The sequence below is a fragment of the Parasediminibacterium schistidii genome (assembly GCF_046546515.1).
In the GTDB taxonomy this organism is placed as follows: domain Bacteria; phylum Bacteroidota; class Bacteroidia; order Chitinophagales; family Chitinophagaceae; genus Parasediminibacterium.
In genome coordinates, this window is sequence record NZ_JBKHKJ010000004.1 from 146,379 (window position 1) to 165,933 (window position 19,555).

Genomic DNA, 19,555 nt, shown 5'->3' on the forward strand with positions numbered 1-19,555 from the left:
ACGGGTTCAATTAATTTTCATGCGACAAAGGCCTCTTTTTTATCATGCCGCCTTTGGTATCTTTCACGCTGCTCATCACTACAAACGAAAAAGGGTCTATTTTTTCTATTTCGGCGTTTAGCTTGTTTAGCTCTAATCGAGTTACCACGGTATAAACAATGTCTGCTTCCCTTGTTTCGCCAGTTTTGCCATAGCCCCGTTTCCCTTTATAAACTGTTACGCCACGCCCCATTACCGTAACAATCATCCGCCTTATCTTCTCGCTGTAAGCCGATATGATGGTTACCCCCGTATATTCTTCAATGCCTTCTATAATAAAGTCGAGTGTTTTAGAAGCAGATAAATAGGTAATCATTGAGTAAAGGGCTATTTCTACCGAAAGCAGGTAGGCGGCTGCCCCAAAAATAAAAATATTAATCACAATCACAATGTCGCCTATCGTGGTGCCAAACTTCCTGCTCAGGTAAATAGCCAATACTTCCGTGCCATCTATCACTGCCCCGCCCCTCACGGCAAAGCCAATGCCAGCACCAAGGAAAAAACCGCCAAACACGGCTACCAGCACATTGTCTTTGGTAACATCGGGAAAATGTACTGTAGCAACACATAAAGCAAGCCCCGATATGGCAAATGCCGTTTTGATGGCAAATGCCTTGCCCACTACTTTGTACCCTAGCAAAACAAAAGGGATATTGATACCTATAATCAATATATATAGTGGGATGGATGTTACATTTGATATTAACAAGGATATGCCTGTTGCACCGCCATCTATAAAATGATTGGTTAATAAAAAAACCTTAAAGCCAAAAGAGGCAGAAAAAATACCAATAGTGATTAATACAATATCTTTAATTAGCAATACGGCCGATAGCCTGAAATTGCGCACCCCCTTTGCTATTACAAAATTTGAGTAGCCCGGTTTCCCATTAGGTTTGCCCTTTTTTTTTGTTACAGATGTTTGAATGATGATTTGCTTCCAAAATGCGTTCATAGGCCATCTTTTCTAAAAGTACTAAAATGATATTGGAAGATAGAATAGCTTTTTCCTCGGCTATCTTAGCCTATCAAAGTTAACAGAATCTTGTGTCCTTTAAGCATTCATGTTTTGAATAGGGACATAAAAGTTTTTCGCTTTTATTAAAAAATCAACCTAGTCCAACCTCGCCCCTCCCGAAAGACCGGGAGAAGATACCTAAAGGAAAAGGTAACAGGCACAGGGCAAGGGGACAATATTTGCATATTTTTAATAATATTGATATCTCCTAGTTTATATTAAAATAGTTTCAGTTTTGCCATTTTCGTGGGATTTTTACGCTGTTCCTTTTTTCAAAAATCGTTACCAACCTTGTAAGCCATTGATTATCAACAATAATATCAAATTTTTGTGCTTATTTTGTGCTTATTTTATGCTTATTTTATGCGTAATTTGTGCTTGTTTTGTGCATAATTTATGCTCATTTTGTGCCTGATTTGTGCTTATTTTATAGTCGTACATCCAAGACCGAATTTTGAGACTACAACTATCTTAATATTAGTAAAAAAAGAGCTACGATTGGGATGCCAAGGCACTGGTTTTGTAAATAGTTTGTATCAAGCACATTTCTAGTACAAAGATAAAGTTTTTATAGATTGGGGCGTAGCAGGGTGCATTTCAAAATTTCGTTTTTTATTGTTTTCAATAGATTTCAACTGCAAAATCTAGGTTTAAAAAGTATCCTATATGGGGGAAATTTTGGATACTTATGGGGGAATATTTCCCCATATAGGATTTTTATTTTGGACTATATACCTATTCATGCCAATTTTACATTAAACGGGGAACTAAGGGCATCTTGGCCTTGCTTCCAGCATCGGATGTTAGTTGGCTTAGCAAAATGATAATCCACTATCAAAATCTTATCAGTTTCTTATCAATAAATTATCAATTTACTATAGTAAAACTATCATTCCATTATTAATCAATTATCACAAAATTCACTTAAATTATAATAAAAAATGAGGCTTAAAAATCACAAACAACTGAATATCAATGAGTTATAGGCAAAAAGGAGAAATAGCAAAAAAAATAAATCACTTAAAAGCAGAAAATAAGCCATTCCAAATCTTCGCTTAGTTCTTCTTATTCTCTCGTTTTTTCTTGCCCCCTCTCCCTTGTTCTTGCTCCCTCTCCCTTTGGAGAGGGTTGGGGTGAGGTCGGGAATTAGGGTACGCCTATCACCATCAATTATCTATCTTGCTGATAAATAAAAAAGGGGAATTAAAAGTGAAGATTTGAAATGCACCCGCGTATCAGGACAAAGCGAAAAAGTTTTATGCACCCTTTTGCATATTCTCAGAAAGGACTTTGTGTTTCCTTTTCGTAAATCCTTTTGTTTGCTTTATAGTAAAACCAAATGTGGAAAATAATACCCAAAAATTACATCCATCGAAAACAGCAAATACTGTAAATTATTATTTTTACAGGAAATTAATTTGTATATGAGAAAATGTTTCTTCCTTGTTTTTTTAAACTGTTCTATCACTTTTTTGAATGCCCAAGACATTGTAATAAAAAACCTAAGTACCGAGACTTCTAAAACAGTAACAAAAGAAGCTGACACTTCAAAATGGAACTGGAAGCATGGGGGATTAATCAATTTTACACTAAATCAAGGTTCCTTGAGCAATTGGGCATCGGGTGGCGACAATTTTTCAATGGCCATTAGTTCTTATTTCCACTTTTTTTACCTATACCAAAAAAATAGGGATTGCTGGGACAATAGCCTTGACATGAACCTTGGTTTTGTACAGACCAGCAGCCTTGGCAGCAGGAAAAATGATGACCGTTTTGATTATTTAAGCAAATACGATTATAAGATGGATACATTGGGCAAATGGTACCTTTCTAGTTTGTTCAACTTCCGCTCGCAGTTTTTTGATGGTTATACATACAACAACAATGCAGGTACTTTTGCTTCATCTTTTTTAGCACCTGCTTATGTGTTGCTATCAGTTGGCTTCGATTACAAGCCCCAACGCAGGTTGTCTATTTTCATGTCTCCTTTAACCTCGCGCTGGGTAATAGTGGCCAACAATGTGCTTGCCAAGCAAGCAGCTTATGGGGTAGATACGGGCAAAAGCTTTAAAAATGAAATTGGTGGTTTTGCCACCATCAACTATTCCAGCACATTGGATAAAAATATTAACTATAAAGGCAGGCTCGACTTGTTTTCCAACTATACACACAACCCCCAGAATGTGGATGTATATATGACCAATCAGCTTTCTTTTAAGATAAACAAATATTTTAGTGCTACTTATAGCCTCGATTTAATTTATGATGATGATGTGCGCATCTTTGGCCCACAGGGCAAATCGCCTGGGCTGCAAACAAAAAGCATATTGGGTATTGGCTTCCTGAAAGTGCTAAATACAAAGAAAAGGCTTATAAACGGGGATAAAATTAGGGTACTAAGCTAATTTTAATAGCCACAAAGACACAAAGGCTAGAAGTAGCACTAAGAAGAAAAAAGAAGAAAAAAGGAAAGTAGAATATTAAATACTTTGCCTTTTCTCTTTTCCTTCAACCTTTGTGCTCCTTTGTATCTTCGAGCCTTTTTTGCGGAAAATCAACTATACAGTTTTACTGCCGTCCTGAATGTATTGCAATGCGCATCCACAATAGTCCTTACATCGGGGCTGTACCCGCCGCCCATGGCCACAGCAACAGGTATTTTGTATTGTTGCAGCAGGGTAAATACCATTTCATCCCTTTGCTTGCAGCCATCTATGGTTACTTTTAGCTTGCCAAATTTATCGGTGTCTATTATATCCACACCACTTAAAAAAAAAGCAAAATCAGGCTTTATTGTAGCTAGTAAATGGCTAAGGTTTGTTTGCAGCAATTGCAGATAGGTTGAAGTGGTGCAGCCGTCGGCCAACCCAATATCCAAATTGCTTTTTTCTTTATGGAAAGGATAGTTACTAGCACCGTGCATACTAAAGGTAAATACCCTTGGTTCTTTTTCAAACAAACTAGCCGTGCCATTGCCTTGATGAACGTCTAAGTCAATAATCAATATTTGCTTTGCTAGTTTATTGCTTATCAAATAATTAGCTGCAATAGCCATATCGTTCAGTAAGCAAAAACCCTCCCCACGATCTGCAAAAGCATGGTGAGTGCCGCCTGCCACATTCAACGCCACTCCATCCCTCATCGCAAAATGGCAACAATCAATTGTACCTTGTGCAATGATTAATTCCCGTTTAGTCAATGCTGGCGACTGGGGAAAGCCGATTTTTCTTTGCTCTGCTGCCGATAGCGATTGGTTTAATAATTTATCTACATATTCAGCATCGTGTGTTTGCAGAACAATATCTAATGGGCATGGGTTTGGGGCAAATAGTTGGTTTGGCGTAATAGTGCCTTCGTATAACAATTGTGCTGGTATCAGTTCGTATTTCAACATGGGGAACCGATGCCCTTCGGGTAACGGGTGGGCATAGATAGGCGAGAAGGCGATTTGTATTTCGGGCATAAGTAGTAAGTGGTAAGTAATAAGTTCTAGGTTGTAGGTTATACGTTATGATGATGAGCCTTATAAAAAAAGAGAACATCAACTAAATTATAGCTGATGTTTTCTTTTTTGTTTCATGCAATATAAATATCCAACTTTTTCTTTTATTAATTCTTCGTGCAATTTTGTGTTTTCGTGGCTAAAATTACTTACGACCGCTTTCTTGCAACATGCTGCTAAACTGGTTGTTGAAACCATCCGCTTGCAACAAGTCTTCCAAAGAAATATGCATCCTATACCGCCAGTAGTTTTTGGGGTTTGCAGGCACATTAATACGTTCATCGTTAGGGTTTTGCCTCCTGATGCTTTCGTCTATGCCTAAAATATCCTGCAGCTGGAACACGCTCCACATGGCTGGGGAATATAGATGCTGCAATACAATGGCTTTATTTACCCACCCGCTGCAATAGTAAGGGGCAGTGCCCCATTGGCCTAGCTCGTAATTAAAAAACTGCTGTATCCTACCTTTGTCTTCTTCCCACCAGCCCCTAATGGTGCTCATGTCGTGGGTAGAAGGGGTTACAACGCTTAGGTAAGGCGCATCGTTGGGATGGAAAAATACCTTCCTAGGGTCTTTGGGCATCCTTTGTATCTCTAGGCTTAGCAGCCCCAATTGCTTCATTACTTCTGGCACGCAGCCTGGCACTAGGCCTAAGTCTTCACCACAAACCAGCATATTGGTTACGCTTTTCAAGGCAGGTAGTTTTTGCATGGCCTCGTGCATCCAGTAGTTGTCTTGCCTGCGGAAAAAGTAATTTACATACAAGCCGTCTAGTTTGTTTCTAGTCCCTTCATCCAAGTTTCTGAACGAGCTGGTGCTGCTGATATTGAACCTAAAATGGAATTGCTGCCCATGGCTACCTTCTACCTCAAACAAAATAACATTGCTGATAAGGTCAAACAGTCCATGTTTTATTTTGTCTGTAAAGCTGTCGGCATTCCAGTCAGATAGTTGTTGTTCAACTCCTCTTTGTGTGCTGTAGTTGTCTTTCAAGCTATAATTGCCATTTCCATGGTTGTGCAGGAATCGTTGTTTTACAAATTCATTGTCATAGCCAAATACGTCCCACAAAACTTTGTCGTTAATAAATGGTTTTGTGTAGCGGTCATAATCAAACCCAATGCCCCCCTCGCTAAACTCATTGATGTGCACGGGTATAGCTGGCACAAAATACCCCAATATGCCTTCTACTGCGTGCATGGGTATGCTCCATATCCTGAAAAAACCAAGGATATGGTCTATCCTGAAAGCATCGAAATAGTAGCTCATTTGCTCAAAACGTTGCTTCCACCATGCAAACCCATCCTCACGCATTTGTTGCCAGTTGTAAGTAGGGAAGCCCCAGTTTTGCCCTTTCACTGCAAAATCATCTGGAGGTGCGCCAGCTTGCAGGTTCATGTTGTACAGGTTGGGTTGCTGCCAAGCGTCTGCACCATTTCGGTAAATGCCAATGGCAATGTCACCTTTTAAAATAATGCCGTTTTTATGTGCATAGTCCGTAGCTGCTTTTAGCTGCACGTGCAGGCTGTATTGGGTAAAATAATGCAGGGCTATTTCGTTAAATGCTTCGCTTGTCTCATCAAGCAAAGCTGCAAATTCTTGTTCCTTATATTCTTGGTTCGATGGCCAGCGGCTAAAATCGGCAGTGCCGTTTGTATCCCTCAAATAACAGAAGCAAGCGTAAGGTACCAGCCAGTGCTTGTTTAGTTCAAAATAGGCTTTATACTCTGTTGATTTGAATGTTTTTTCTTTTTGCTGGGTGTACAATTGCCTGATAATAGCCCATTTTGCTGCGTTTACGGCTTCGTAGTCCACCTCGGGCAGTTCGTTTAGCCGTAACCTTTCTTGTTCATAGCTTACCACTACCTTTTTCCCTGCGGCTGTGCCTGCAAGCTCCGTAACATTCAGGTACATGGGGTGCAATGCAAAAGCCGAAATAGCAGCATACGGGTAGCTGTCAACCCAAGTATGCGTGGCCGTGGTATCGTTAATTGGCAAAATTTGTATCAGTTTCAGGCCTGTCCTCGTACACCAATCTACCAATGCAGGTATATCTGTAAACTCGCCAATGCCAAAACTTTTCTGGCTTCTTAGGCTAAACACAGGAATTGCTAGCCCTGCTCCCTTCCATGTATTGGCAGGGAATACCGCAAAACCATCATTCACAATTGTTTGAAGGTTTGTTTCGCTAGCCACCCGTTGCACCCGGTTGCTGCCATCTTCAAAACGAATAAACTGTTTTGTATTTACATCGTATATGCCATATTTATATTCAACTGGGAAAGTGTCTTTGCTCAAATCGCCCCTTGCTTCAAAATAAGGCGAGCCTTCTTCCCTTGACATTAATACCAGCGTTTCCAGCGACCAATTGCCCAAAGCCTTGCTGCTGCCACTAATGCACAATGTTTGCCCTGCGGTAAGCAAGGGAGCTTTTGCCTTAAAAATGTGAGTAGTTTTTGATGGGCTTTTTACCGTTATAGGTGTGTGATTGTTTTTTAGCAATACATTTTTGAACGGCTCTGAATAAAAAGCATTTTCAAAATAGCCCGCATAGTTCCAGGAATCCAGCAGCAGGGTATGTTGCTGCGAAAAAGTAGATGGATTGAATAATTTGTCGCTGCCCCAGTCGTAGCTAATGCTGCCATCGGCATTTTTCAAAAGGTACTTGTATGCAATGTTTTTATCTAGGGTTGCATCCACATCTAATGAAACGCCCCAACATTCATGGTCAATATAAGAAAGTACAACCGCTTTTTCAGGTTGGTTATTGCCTAACAAAGGGTGGTTGCCCAGAATATACAATGTTTGCCCAAACACAGTAAAAAACCGTAATTGGAAGCTAACCTGCTTGATATTTGTTGCTACAACTGCTGCTGCTTTTTTTGAAAGGGTTGCTTTTTCGCTTCTTTTGGCAACTGGCTTTTTCGTGGGTATTGAGAACGTGCCTACCTTATTCCCTGTTTTCGTGGCAGTGGGGCTATCGCTGCTTTTTTTGGTAGAGGCTTTTGCTTTAGTGGGCTTTTGAGTGGTTGCTGCAGCAGCAATTTCTTTATTGCTGTCGGCCTCTTTGGCTACCGCAGGTTGTAGTTTATCTGCAGCTATAGCAGGAATCGTTTTTTTCATTGCCAATGTTTTACAATTAAGGAGCAAATCTAATAAATCTAATGTGTAATTTGGACACATTAATTTGCCTGATTAAAAAATATTTTTTTGCAGGCGTTTATTAGCCACCTCCATTTTTGCTTCCACATGGCAACCAGTCGTGCAATAATAACTGTTTAAGCATCTAAAACCAACCTAAGCTTTATTTTAAACAAAAAAAAATGACAAACGGGAAGAGCTAGACGAAAAATTAAAAGGTGGCATTAAATTTTTTTACATTGTTATTTTGTATAATGTATTAAGGTTTATTGGCCAAATTGTTAGTCTTGCCCATTTTAAGTAGTAATTTAGTATTTAGTACCTTGTTATTTTTCAAAATTGGTTTCCAATTTCAATGCTTCCACCACATTGTAAATAATCGGGCAACGGTTGTAGTGCATAAAAGTGGTAAACAAACGCTTGTTAAAATGTGGCAGGTGCATGGCAGGAAATTCCTTGCAGCCGGAAAAGCGGTGTTCGTAAACAGTGCATTTATTCTCATTTAAAAAAGCACAGGGTATGGCATTTATTACCATCATGCTACTGCCTTTCTCCAAGTATTGGCTATCAAAACCTTCCCTTGTTTGTTGCAGGTGTGCAGCTAGTACGTCCGCTTCGGGTTCTGTAACGTTTATCATCAGGCTTTTGCAGCAATTGCCGCAGGCGGTGCAGTCTATATGCCGTGATATTGTGTCGTTCAGGCTGTGTACTATCGCATCAACATCTATGCCGGGTAATGTTAGAAGATACTGCTTAAAACGTAGGTTTTCTGCTTCTTTGTTGTTTGCTGATAGCTCAAGAGCCAATAAGTTTGTTTCTATTGTGTTTATTTGTTTTAGAGTGAGGATGCAACTTGGCGTAAATAATAGCTATTTGTATAAAGAAGTTTTGTTATCAAGCTATTATCAACCCACTTTGTTTCTTTATCAATCCATTATACAATAGCAAGAAAGAAGGCAGGTAAATAAGCGTAGCGGCTACTGAATGCTTATAAAAAGGCAAGCCATTTACAATACAAGCAACCAGCCCATTTATATCCCTGCTGTACGTTAATTGAGCAGATACCCACACACTGAAATTTGACAATAAGAAAAATAGGGTAGGTGCTGCAATTGCACCAATGAAAACATTCGTATAAGTTTTTCCTTTTAATGCCCAGCCAAGTAAAGTGGTGATTAACAGCAAGGAATAATTAAGCAACTGATAGGTATATAAACCAGCGAAAGGAAATAAATGTACCCTGAAAAGCACTTCAATAATTAAATCGCTGATAAACAAGGCCAACAAAGGAAGTAGGAACGAAGTGGATTTATCTTTTACCATCATGCCCGAAAACAAGGCAATAGCAATAACGGGCGAAAAGCCAGACCACGCTAACTTAGGCGAAAAAAATAATTTTGACAACGTGGTAATTGCTATTAAAATAACAGTGAACGTAAATAACCTATAATTCAACTTCATTGGTACTATTTAAAAAACAAAAATAGGTTGAAAAGCACCTAAGCGTAAACTTAATTTTTTAGAGGCTCATAAACCGGGGAATATATCCAATTTAAAACCCAAAACATAAAATTTAAAACAATTGCTTACGCTGGCACAAATGCCTTGAATAAGGTACATTTACCGGATGATTCTATGGTGTAGCTTTCGCCTGGAAGGATGGCAACTGCCCCCCCTTGCTTTATCACCATGTTTTTACTGCTGTTAATAACCGCACCGCCTTCAATGGCTATAATAATTTCCAGCGAAGTAGCTGTGGATGAATGGCTATTGTTGTTCAAGCTTATTTTCTTTATCCCAAAATCTGGCACTGGGCATGGGTACAATACTTCATTGTTGCCCACGTCTTGCCCCTTCATCACATTTGGGGTAACAGGCTCAAAAAGGGTATGTTTCATCAATTCTGGCACATCAATATGCTTGGGTGTCAAACCACCTCTCAGCACATTGTCGCTATTGGCCATCAACTCCACATTCTGCCCTTCCAAATAAGCATGAGGTATGCCGGCCCCTTGGAATACTGCCTCGCCAGGCTCGGCTTTCACGATATTAAAAAAATAAATAGAAAAAATGCCCCTGTCTATGTTTTTTACTTCGCTTCCATTTTCAAAAAGTTTGCTTACCCACCAGCCTGCATCGGCTTTGGTTAGTTCGTTGTTGGCTTTTCTCCTTAGTTCCCTTTTTACCAATGGGGTTACAAGATTGTCAATATCAACCTGGTCCATCTCCATTACAAACTGGTATAGCCCTTTGTAGCCCTCTTTCCTAAACAAGGCCACCAGCACGTTAAACTCTTGTATTTCCAGCAAGGTTTTGTGCAGGGCATCTTCTGTTTTAAAACCATGCAGCAGCCAAAACTCGCTCAAGGCAACCATTACCTCTGGCTTGTGGTTTTTGTCTTTATAGTTCCTGAAAGCTGCATTAATAGGTATGCCAGCCAGTTCTTCCTTGGCAAAGCCTTTTTCTGCTTCCACTTTTGTAGGGTGTACCTGTATAGAAAGCATATCGTTCACATCCAGTATTTTAAACAGGTATGGCAATTCGCCAAAACGCTTAAAAACTGTTTCTGTGATAGCACCGGCTGGATTGCTATTGATGTATTCGTTTAAAGGGATGCTACTTGTGCCATCAGAAATAATGGAGGCAGCAGATGGGTGGGCACCCATCCAGTATTCTGCACAAGGTTTGTGGACAGTATTGTCAAACCCTAATAACTGGGGGATATAAGTATAACCACCCCACGCATAATTTTGCACCTTCCCGGTCAATTGAAATGTTTTTCCTGTTAGTTGCATACTACATTTGTTTAAAATGCCGAATATACATGAAGAAAAAAGAAATTGGCGACAAAGGCGAAACAATTGCCGTAAACTTTCTTGAAAAAACTGGTTTTAACATTATTGAAAGGAACTGGCGACACAAACATTTGGAAATTGATATTATAGCAACCCAAAATAGAAAACTACATTTTATAGAAGTAAAAACAAGGACTAATACCTTGTTTGGGTTGCCAGAGCAAAGCGTAGGCAAAGTAAAGATGGAGCATTTGAAAAAAGCAGCGGTTGCTTATTTGCGAAACAACCCAGAATGGCTGCTAATCCAGTTTGATGTTATTGCCATCATGATAACCAAAGAAGGTAATGAGGTTTTTTTGATTGAAGATGTATTTTTTTGAAAATAGAACAATATTTACGTTTATTCAACAAACTACTACAAATGCGATAAATATATTTTATTTTCTTTGATTAATTTCAAACTCCTTATCTACTTTTTTAACTAATTGCTCATGCAACCCTTTTTAAAAGCAAAAATTAAATTTTTTTATTTGTTTTGTATGACAGTATTGCTGTTCGTGCACAACTACAATTTTGCTCCTTTTGTTACAACCCCATCAACACTTGTTACATCTTCTTTTTCCATTAGCAATTTTATTGAATACCTTTTTTCCAATTCAGTATTTAGGTTCCGGATTGGTTTGCTGATGATTATATCTGGTTATTTGCTTGGCAACCATTCCTATGTGCCATATCGAGCATTAATGACAAAAAAGATAAAAACTTTGGTTGTCCCTTATCTGCTAGTTAGTTTTATTAGTTTTTTAATAATTATCTTAATCGAAATTATTTTCATAGGTATCCATAGTTCACATGGTATTCTTGGAAAAAATATTGCCCAGTTTACTGTCAAAGATTACTTTTTTTATATTTTTTTATCGCCACTCCCTTTTCAATTATGGTATTTAAAAAGCATTTTTATGATGACGGCATTATCACCTGTAATTAGGTGGTTACTTCAAAAAATGCCACTGCAAACTTTTTTAATCATGTTTGCAATATGGATGTTCACTAATTATTTAGATGGGGAAACCAGGGACAGGGCATTTATTTTTTACATATTTGGTTATTATATTGGCATGAGCAATAAAGATATTTCCAAACCTATTTCGTTTCTAAATCCAAAAACAGCACTATCATTGTTTGTAGCTATCTCTTTTCTCCGTACAGGGCTAGCATTTCTAAACCCGCACATTTTTTTTAATGTTAAGTATGTACTAATAATGCTTTTTAAGGTAAATGAAATTGTTGGGGCATATGCGGTTTGGTTTTGTTTTGATGATATCATTAATTGGGTTGACGGGAAAAAATGGTACAAAACGATTGTTAATTCATCTTTTTTCATATATGCATTTCATGCACCCCTGTTAAATTTCATGAGTGATATTGCCATGAAAAGAAATATACCACATTTAATTTTATACATTGGGCTTCCTGCATTGCTTTTACCTTTGTTAATTGGTACTGATATATTGATTAGGAATAATTTCGCTAAATTCTATAGTGTGCTTACGGGAGGCAGAAATGCATTGGAAAATGCCAAAAAGCAAAAAAGATATTTTTTAAAAGTTGTTAGTATTAACGCTGCAGCTTAGCTCCCTGCTATAAAAAAAATTCTGATTTAATTACCACTTTTAGTTGCTAAATGTTGCTTTTTTTCAAAAAAAACTTCAGCTAACTATCTAAGTGGGGGGCTGCCATATTTATTTTTATTGGGGTAAGTGTATAAATAAAAATAACCTCTCTAATGTTTGGTTTTTGTGCTTTTTAAAGCCCAATAAACAAGTGCTGGTTGGAAAAATAACCTTAAAAATCTTTTCTTGTTGGTGTTTAAACCAAATGCGTTTCTTTTATCAATAAACTGAGCAATATTTCCCGGAAAAACACAAGTGAAAAAAGTGGCAGCTATTTTTCCTACAAATGCTTTATTTTCTTTAGCCAGCACCAAAGCACTACCCAAGGCTATTTCGGCGATTCCTGAATATAATACTGTGTCATCCTTTTCCAAGGGAACCCAGTCTGGTACTTGTGCCTGAAATTCTTTTCTTGCATAAGTGAGGTGGCCAATACCTGCAAATATTAAGCCTGCACCTAATAAAATTTTTGCTGTTGTTTTAACTTTTTCTTCATTCATGGTGTTTGTTTTTCTATGCTATGCAATACAAATGCTGTTCCATAAAAAAGAAAGGATAAAATAAGCAATTTTATTATAGCAACGTTCCTTGCAATAAAATCCAGAGATACTTATATGGCGTATATAGTTAAAGCGATTATGAAGTATTGTTACAATATTGTTTATTCCATCAGCCTGTTACTTATTTTTACTCAAAGCAATGCTCAAGTAATTGACAATACCTCCTCTTTCAAGCAAAGCCTTGGCAATAAGTATTTCCGCTTTCATTACGACAATGATTATTTTACTGCGACAGACCAATATTATACGCAGGGCATAACACTGGAATACGCCCATCCCGCTATTCAGAAATTCTTCACATCTTCCCTCTTAGTCAAACCAAGGCATGCAGACATTGTTTATGGTTTTCGATTTGATAATTTTGGTTATACGCCAACCACAATTCTTAGTGATACCATCCTGCATGGTGACAGGCCATTTTGTGGAGATATGTCTGTTAGCACATTTGCCATTGCGGTAGATACATTAAGGACGCAAATCATTTCGAGTACTTTTATTATTGGATTGATGGGGGAAGGGGCTGGTGGCAGGGAATTTCAGACTACCATTCATAAATGGACTGGCAACCACATACCACAAGGTTGGCAATACCAAATAAGAAATGATATTATCCTAGATTATCAACTGAATTATGAAAAGAATGTATGGGCCTATAAAAACTTCTTCTCACTTGATGCTACATCTGCACTTAAAGTAGGAACGCATAATGATAAGGTAACAAGCGGTTTTAATTTCATGGTGGGTAACTTTAATAACCGATTTGCATCGGTTGCCAATACAAGACCAATAAGAAAAAAAGTGCAATATTATTTCTATGCGCAATTGGTTGGAGGCATAGTTGGTTATGATGCCACATTGCAAGGAGGCTTGTTCAATAAAACGAGCCCGTACACTATCCCATCTTCTAATATCAGTCGCTTCACTTCACAATATGATTATGGCTTTGTGGTTTGTTTCAGGAAATTATACCTTGAATACACGCAATCGTATCTGACAAAAGAATTTAGCACTGGGTTTGACCATCGCTGGGGAGGGATAAGAATTGGATTCCCTCTTTATTAGCATTTTTCTTTTGATTTGTATTTTTAGCTTTCTTTTTAGTTGTAACTCATTGAAATACAGCATTTTAGTATTTTACTATAAATGTTTAATAGGGATTTAATGGTGATTTAATGGTGATTTATCGTGTATCAATGTTGATTTATCGTGTATCAATGTTGATTTATTGTGTATCAAAGTGGATTTATTAAGTATCAATGTTTATGCATGTTATATGGAAAATAAACCTTCATCCATAAAGGGGTGTAATGCGAAAATGCCGCTATATGTAAGGGCAAACGCATCAAAATTTAATCTGCACCTAATTGCCTATTTTATTCAAAAATGCCTCTTTTCAGTCCTTTTGCCTCATAGCCGGCGGGCTTCGTCTGCCTCTCCCCCAGCCCCTCTCCTAAAGGAGTAGGGTAGCTATCGCAACTCTATTTTATCCTTTGAAAAAAATATGCTACGCATTTTTTTCAATCAGCCTGCGGCTGACCGGATAAAATAAGGTGGCTTATGCCAGGACTGGTGTCAAACTCGAAGATCCGAGTAAAATGAATTTTGATGCGTTTACCCTGTGCTATATGTATACCTTTACCTTCAACCCAGATTTTACAGTTGAAAGCTATTGCAAGCTCCAACTACTTCAAACACAAGCACTTGCTTGAATTTTTGGCTTTATCATAGTGTACTATGTTTGCAGCCAAAAAATCGGCCCAAGTGTTTGTCTTTATTGCATTTTAGCCTTTCATAACGAAGTCAACTGCGAAATCTGGGTTCAACCGCCTTTGGTTTGATGTGAAATTAGTAAAGCTACTGGTATAGTCCAAAAATAAAATCCTATATGGGGGCAAAATTCCCCCATGAACATCCCAAAATTCCCCCATGATAAATAGTCTGTGAAAGGTGTTGTGTCCTGATTTCAAGATACTGAATAATAGTTTCTCAATACTTAGGAACGTTGTCAAAATAACTTTCCCCATTTAGACTTGGCAGGTAGTGTGTTCAGAATAGGCATAAATATCTTCGTACAGTTTTAAGCGGAGGTTTAACCACAAAGGACACAAAGTTTTTCGCAAAGAAATACAAAAGATGCTCCCTTTTAAGTAAAACGTTTCACTTAAAGGACACAAAGAATGTTGCAGCTGGACTACTAAACAGTAAATGTACTTACGCGTAGTATAGTTGAAAACGGCACGAAAACACTCCCTAGATTCTGAACAGCCTACCTGACAGGTATTGCAGCTACCCCCTACCCAGAATGGGGAAAGTTATTTAGGAAACGTTACTTAGCTGCCTTCAAGAATGTACATATTCTCGATAATTTACAACGCCGTGCAAGATTGGTTTTTGTATTGCACTTTCCGCTACAACAGTTATTTCCAAGGTATTTCCTTGGCCATCAAAAAACTCCAAGCAATAGCCATACTCCCCATTTTTGTTTTCTATTATTTCTACAATAGTAGCAATATCCCCTTTGATAAAGCCTAATTCAGGCAAGTCTTTTGCAAGCTGTACTTCGCTATATAATTCAAATTTGTTCATATAAATTTTATTATAGTGGGTATAAAGTTACAAAACGAAATTTATTATTTGGCAATTCTTCTAGCCAAATTGTTATAACTAGAGTATTTTTCAAAATTCCTATTACTGAATATAAGTTGCCAAATTCATTTGACTTTGATAAATCAGCATCATTGCTAATGGCAAGTTGTTTAATATGTTCTATCACAAATCGTATTCCATATTCTTTACTTCCAGAATCGGCTAGGGAAAGGCAGAGGGCTGCACAAGCTAAATAACCTGCTTTTATTTAACCTTGTACATAAGCCGGAATCATTCCTTATTTTCTTTCTGATTCCAGAAAATCAGTATCATCGCAGTTCAATCAATTTGCTTATTATTAAAAAAGGAATAATGAAAAATAATTTTATCCAGTTTTTAGTCGGTTTATTAATCTTGTTTTTTTTAGTAAACAATCCCTTACAAGCCCAATGGAGCGAGTTGGGTGGAACGAATAGTTATACATTTAATAATTCTATTTGGGGTAATACTACTGATGCAAGCGGCAATTTGTTTGCAGGAGGCTTATTTACAAACAACAAGGGTAACAATTATATTGCCAAGTGGAACGGCAACAGTTGGCAGGAGCTTGGCATTAGCAATTTTATATTTAATAGTTTTATTGTTACACTCGCCACCGATAATAGTAGTAATTTGTACGCCGCAGGCTATTTTACGAACGGCAGCATAAAGGAATATGTTGCTAAATGGGACGGTAATAGTTGGATGGAGCTTGGAGGTGCCAATAGTTCTACATTTAATAATCAAATAAGAAGTCTGGTCACAGATGCCGGCGGCAATATATATGCAGCAGGCTTTTTTACTAATGGCATTGGTAAGAAGTATGTTGCAAAATGGAATGGAAGCAGTTGGAGTGAGCTTGGGGGTATCAACAATTCTACATTTAATGATTACATAGGCAGTCTAACCACCGATGCCAGCGGCAATGTGTATGCAGCAGGCTATTTTAGGAACAGTATTAGTAAGCAGTGCGTAGAGAAATGGAACGGTAGTAGTTGGGTTGAGCTTGGGGGTACTAATAGTTCCACTTTTAATAATGAAATAAGATGTCTCACCACCGATGCCAATGGCAATATTTATGCAGCAGGAGGTTTTACAAACAATAATGGAAAATGTTATGTAGCAAAATTTAATGGCAGCAGTTGGAGCGAGTTGGGTGGCAGTAACAATTCTACATTTACTGATTACATTTATAGTCTCTCTACCGATGCAAGCGGGAATGTATATACAACAGGCAGGTTTAAGAATGGCAGCGGTAAATATTACGTTTCGAAATGGGACGGCAGCAGTTGGAGTGAATTAGGCGGCATCAACAGTTCTACATTTAATAATTGGATTTATAGTCTCACCACCGATGCCAACGGCAATGTGTATGCAAGTGGGGATTTCAAGAATAGCAATGGGAACCAATATGTTGCCAAATATACTAACCAAGCTATCACCCCCCTAACCCTGACCTCCTTTACTGCCAAAGCTACAGAATACAATACAGTAAATACCAATTGGCAAACGGCCACCGAAACCAATACCAGCCATTTTATAGTAGAGCATAGTACTGATGCCAAAGAATTTACCGCCATGGGCACCGTTGCTGCCATCGGTTCAGGCGCAAATACTTATCAGTTTACAGACTTATTCCCGAATAAAGCCATTAATTACTATCGTATGAAAATGTTGGATAAAGACGGCAGTTTTACGTATAGCAAAGTGGTGAGCGTTCAATTATCCATTGTCAATTGTCAATTGCAAATTAGCCCTAACCCTGTAAAAGAGTTGTTGACTGTGAAACTAAACAGTACTAAAAATGAAAAAGCCGTATTACAAATTGTAAATGCAGCCGGTCAAGCGGTAAAGCAAATTTCCATTTCCATACAAGTTGGGGCTAACAAAACAATTGTTCCCATCAGCATCCTTGCCAATGGCAGCTATACATTAAAAGTAAAATCAGAAAGCAATTGCTGGCAAGAACGGTTTGTAAAGGAATAAAAAATCACAACGCCATATGGTTCTAATTACTTTTGGAGCTGTTTTTAAATTATTGAGTACAAATTTCTCGTCATTTTCTCCTCGCTCAATATATTCATACCTCGGGAGAATACCCTAACTGGAAATAAAAAAAGCCCCTGCATTCCTGCAAGGGCTTTTTATTTAAAATTATAATCAGTGATTATTTCACTTCTTCAAACTCTGCATCTGTTACAGTTTCAGCATCTTGTGGTGCTGCGCCTGCGCCTTGTGGTTGTTCGCCACCTGCGCCTGGTGCGCCACCTTTGTAAATGTCTTCGCTGGCGGCTGTCCATGCGGTGTTTAGTTCTGCCATGGCAGTATCAATAGCAGCAATGTCCTGAGCTTTGTGTGCTTCCTTCAACTTGTTGAGTGAAGTTTCAATAGCGCCTTTCTTGTCGGCAGGTATCTTGTCGCCATATTCTTTAAACTGTTTTTCAGTTTGGAATATCAAGCTATCAGCAGCATTTATTTTTTCAATTTGCTCCCTTGCTGCTTTGTCGCTGGCTTCGTTGGCTTTTGCTTCGGCTTTCATTTTTTCAACTTCTTCCTTGCTCAAGCCGCTGCCAGCTTCAATGCGTATTTTTTGTTCCTTGCCAGTGCCTTTGTCTTTTGCACTTACATGCAACATACCGTTGGCATCAATATCAAAAGTAACTTCAATTTGAGGAACACCCCTTGGTGCTGGCGGTATACCATCTAGGTTAAACATACCCAAGCTCTTGTTTTGCGTAGCCAATGGCCTTTCGCCTTGCAATACATGTATTTGCACGCCGGGCTGGTTGTCGCTAGCGGTAGAGTAAGTTTCTGTTTTCCTTGTTGGGATGGTGGTGTTGCTGCTAATCATGGTGGTCATAACACCGCCCATGGTTTCGATACCCAAGCTAAGGGGGGTAACGTCTAGCAGTAATACATCTTTAACCTCACCTGTCAAAACGCCACCTTGTATAGCAGCACCTACGGCAACTACTTCATCTGGGTTAACGCCTTTGTTTGGTTTTTTGCCAAAGAATTTTTCTACAATTTCTTGTACTTTAGGGATACGAGTGCTACCCCCTACCAATATTACTTCGTCAATTTGAGAAATATTGTAGCCAGCATCTTTCAATGCAGCTTCGCAAGGTTTCAAGCAACGAGCAAACAAATTATCTGCCAATGCTTCAAATTTAGCACGGGTCAATTTCTTTACCAAGTGCTTAGGAACGCCGTCCACAGCAGTAATATAAGGAAGATTGATTTCAGTTTCTGAAGAAGAACTCAACTCTACTTTTGCTTTTTCAGAAGCTTCTTTCAAGCGTTGCAAAGCCATAGGGTCTTTACGCAAGTCAATTGCTTCTTCCGCTTTAAAGTCAGCAGCCAACCAGTCCATGATTACTTTATCAAAGTCATCACCACCTAAGTGTGTATCACCGTTGGTAGATTTTACTTCAAATACGCCATCGCCTAGTTCCAATACAGAAATATCGAATGTGCCACCACCAAGGTCAAACACAGCAATTTTTTGGTCAGCGTGCTTTTTATCCAAGCCATAAGCCAATGCTGCGGCTGTAGGCTCGTTTACTATACGGCGAACATTCAGGCCAGCAATTTCACCAGCTTCTTTGGTAGCTTGGCGTTGTGCATCATTAAAGTAAGCAGGAACGGTAATTACTGCATCTGTTACTTCTGTACCCAAATAGTCTTCAGCTGTTTTTTTCATTTTCTGCAAAACCATTGCAGAAATTTCTTGTGGTGTATATAAACGGCCATCAATATCTACACGAACGGTGTTGTTGTCGCCCTGAACTACTTTATAACCCCAATGGCTTTTTTCTTCTGTTACCTCATCAAAACGACGGCCCATGAAACGTTTTACCGAAGCGATAGTGTTTTGAGGGTTGGTGATTGCTTGGCGTTTTGCGGCATCACCCACTTTACGTTCGCCATTTTTCAAGAAACCAACAATGGAAGGGGTCGTGCGGCGCCCTTCTTCGTTTGCTATTACAACTGGTTCGTTGCCTTCCATCACAGAAACGCAACTGTTTGTTGTTCCTAAGTCTATACCAATAATTTTGCCCATAATATTTTATTTTACAAAACTTAATTTGTCAATCATTATGCCATAACGGGAATAGGGTGCAAAATTGTCAGCCATGCCATAGAATACTGATATTATGTACGTTAGCGGTTTATTTTAATGACGTTATTGCATAGGTAT

Annotated in this window: 14 protein-coding genes; 5 read left to right on the plus strand and 9 right to left on the minus strand. The window is 38.5% G+C overall.

All coding sequences use genetic code 11. The features are described from left to right. Window positions 1-10 precede the first annotated feature (10 nt). On the minus strand, window positions 11-994 hold the full coding sequence (locus ACHFIY_RS03675; RefSeq protein ID WP_410844708.1) for a YitT family protein: 984 nt from the start codon (window positions 992-994) through the stop codon (window positions 11-13). 1,487 nt (window positions 995-2,481) lie between these two features. Here ACHFIY_RS03675 and ACHFIY_RS03680 point away from each other — a divergent pair. Then, a complete protein-coding gene (locus tag ACHFIY_RS03680) occupies window positions 2,482-3,462 on the plus strand; it encodes a DUF3078 domain-containing protein (RefSeq protein ID WP_410844709.1) in 981 nt (326 codons plus the stop codon). Between the two features lie 149 nt (window positions 3,463-3,611). On the opposite strand, the gene ACHFIY_RS03685 is transcribed toward ACHFIY_RS03680, so the two are convergent. From ACHFIY_RS03685 to manA, 5 genes are all read right to left on the minus strand, one after another. Further along, a complete protein-coding gene (locus ACHFIY_RS03685) occupies window positions 3,612-4,520 on the minus strand; it encodes a histone deacetylase family protein (RefSeq protein ID WP_410844710.1) in 909 nt (302 codons plus the stop codon). Between the two features lie 184 nt (window positions 4,521-4,704). After that, window positions 4,705-7,683, minus strand: a complete 2,979-nt coding sequence (locus tag ACHFIY_RS03690) for a 4-alpha-glucanotransferase (protein ID WP_410844711.1) — start codon at window positions 7,681-7,683, stop codon at window positions 4,705-4,707. A gap of 344 nt (window positions 7,684-8,027) precedes the next feature. Next, complete coding sequence (locus ACHFIY_RS03695) at window positions 8,028-8,507, minus strand: YkgJ family cysteine cluster protein (protein WP_410844712.1); 480 nt, start codon at window positions 8,505-8,507, stop codon at window positions 8,028-8,030. 88 nt (window positions 8,508-8,595) lie between these two features. Beyond that, window positions 8,596-9,162 carry a DUF6580 family putative transport protein gene (locus tag ACHFIY_RS03700; protein ID WP_410844713.1) on the minus strand — a complete coding sequence of 189 codons (567 nt, stop codon included), beginning with the start codon at window positions 9,160-9,162 and terminating at the stop codon, window positions 8,596-8,598. Between the two features lie 125 nt (window positions 9,163-9,287). Then, window positions 9,288-10,496 (minus strand): mannose-6-phosphate isomerase, class I, encoded by a 1,209-nt coding sequence (gene manA, locus ACHFIY_RS03705; RefSeq protein ID WP_410844714.1) that lies wholly within the window; start codon window positions 10,494-10,496, stop codon window positions 9,288-9,290. Between the two features lie 29 nt (window positions 10,497-10,525). Here manA and ACHFIY_RS03710 point away from each other — a divergent pair, with 29 nt between their 5' ends. Then, window positions 10,526-10,876 carry a YraN family protein gene (locus tag ACHFIY_RS03710; protein ID WP_410844715.1) on the plus strand — a complete coding sequence of 117 codons (351 nt, stop codon included), beginning with the start codon at window positions 10,526-10,528 and terminating at the stop codon, window positions 10,874-10,876. Between the two features lie 159 nt (window positions 10,877-11,035). Beyond that, window positions 11,036-12,130, plus strand: coding sequence for an acyltransferase family protein (locus tag ACHFIY_RS03715; protein ID WP_410844716.1), 1,095 nt, complete (start codon window positions 11,036-11,038; stop codon window positions 12,128-12,130). 149 nt (window positions 12,131-12,279) lie between these two features. On the opposite strand, the gene ACHFIY_RS03720 is transcribed toward ACHFIY_RS03715, so the two are convergent. Continuing rightward, entirely contained in the window at window positions 12,280-12,669 is a 390-nt protein-coding gene (locus tag ACHFIY_RS03720) for a DoxX family protein (protein WP_410844717.1), read from the minus strand. 114 nt (window positions 12,670-12,783) lie between these two features. Here ACHFIY_RS03720 and ACHFIY_RS03725 point away from each other — a divergent pair, with 114 nt between their 5' ends. Then, window positions 12,784-13,791, plus strand: coding sequence for a lipid A deacylase LpxR family protein (locus ACHFIY_RS03725; protein ID WP_410844718.1), 1,008 nt, complete (start codon window positions 12,784-12,786; stop codon window positions 13,789-13,791). Between the two features lie 1,278 nt (window positions 13,792-15,069). On the opposite strand, the gene ACHFIY_RS03730 is transcribed toward ACHFIY_RS03725, so the two are convergent. Then, window positions 15,070-15,315, minus strand: a complete 246-nt coding sequence (locus tag ACHFIY_RS03730) for a DUF4926 domain-containing protein (protein ID WP_410844719.1) — start codon at window positions 15,313-15,315, stop codon at window positions 15,070-15,072. A 372-nt stretch (window positions 15,316-15,687) separates the two neighbouring features. On the opposite strand from ACHFIY_RS03730, the gene ACHFIY_RS03735 reads away from it, so the two are divergent. Next, window positions 15,688-17,340, plus strand: coding sequence for a T9SS type A sorting domain-containing protein (locus tag ACHFIY_RS03735; protein WP_410844720.1), 1,653 nt, complete (start codon window positions 15,688-15,690; stop codon window positions 17,338-17,340). A 181-nt stretch (window positions 17,341-17,521) separates the two neighbouring features. Here the strand turns inward: ACHFIY_RS03735 and dnaK are convergent, their stop codons facing one another. Next, entirely contained in the window at window positions 17,522-19,417 is a 1,896-nt protein-coding gene (gene dnaK, locus ACHFIY_RS03740) for a molecular chaperone DnaK (RefSeq protein WP_410844721.1), read from the minus strand. Window positions 19,418-19,555 lie beyond the last annotated feature (138 nt).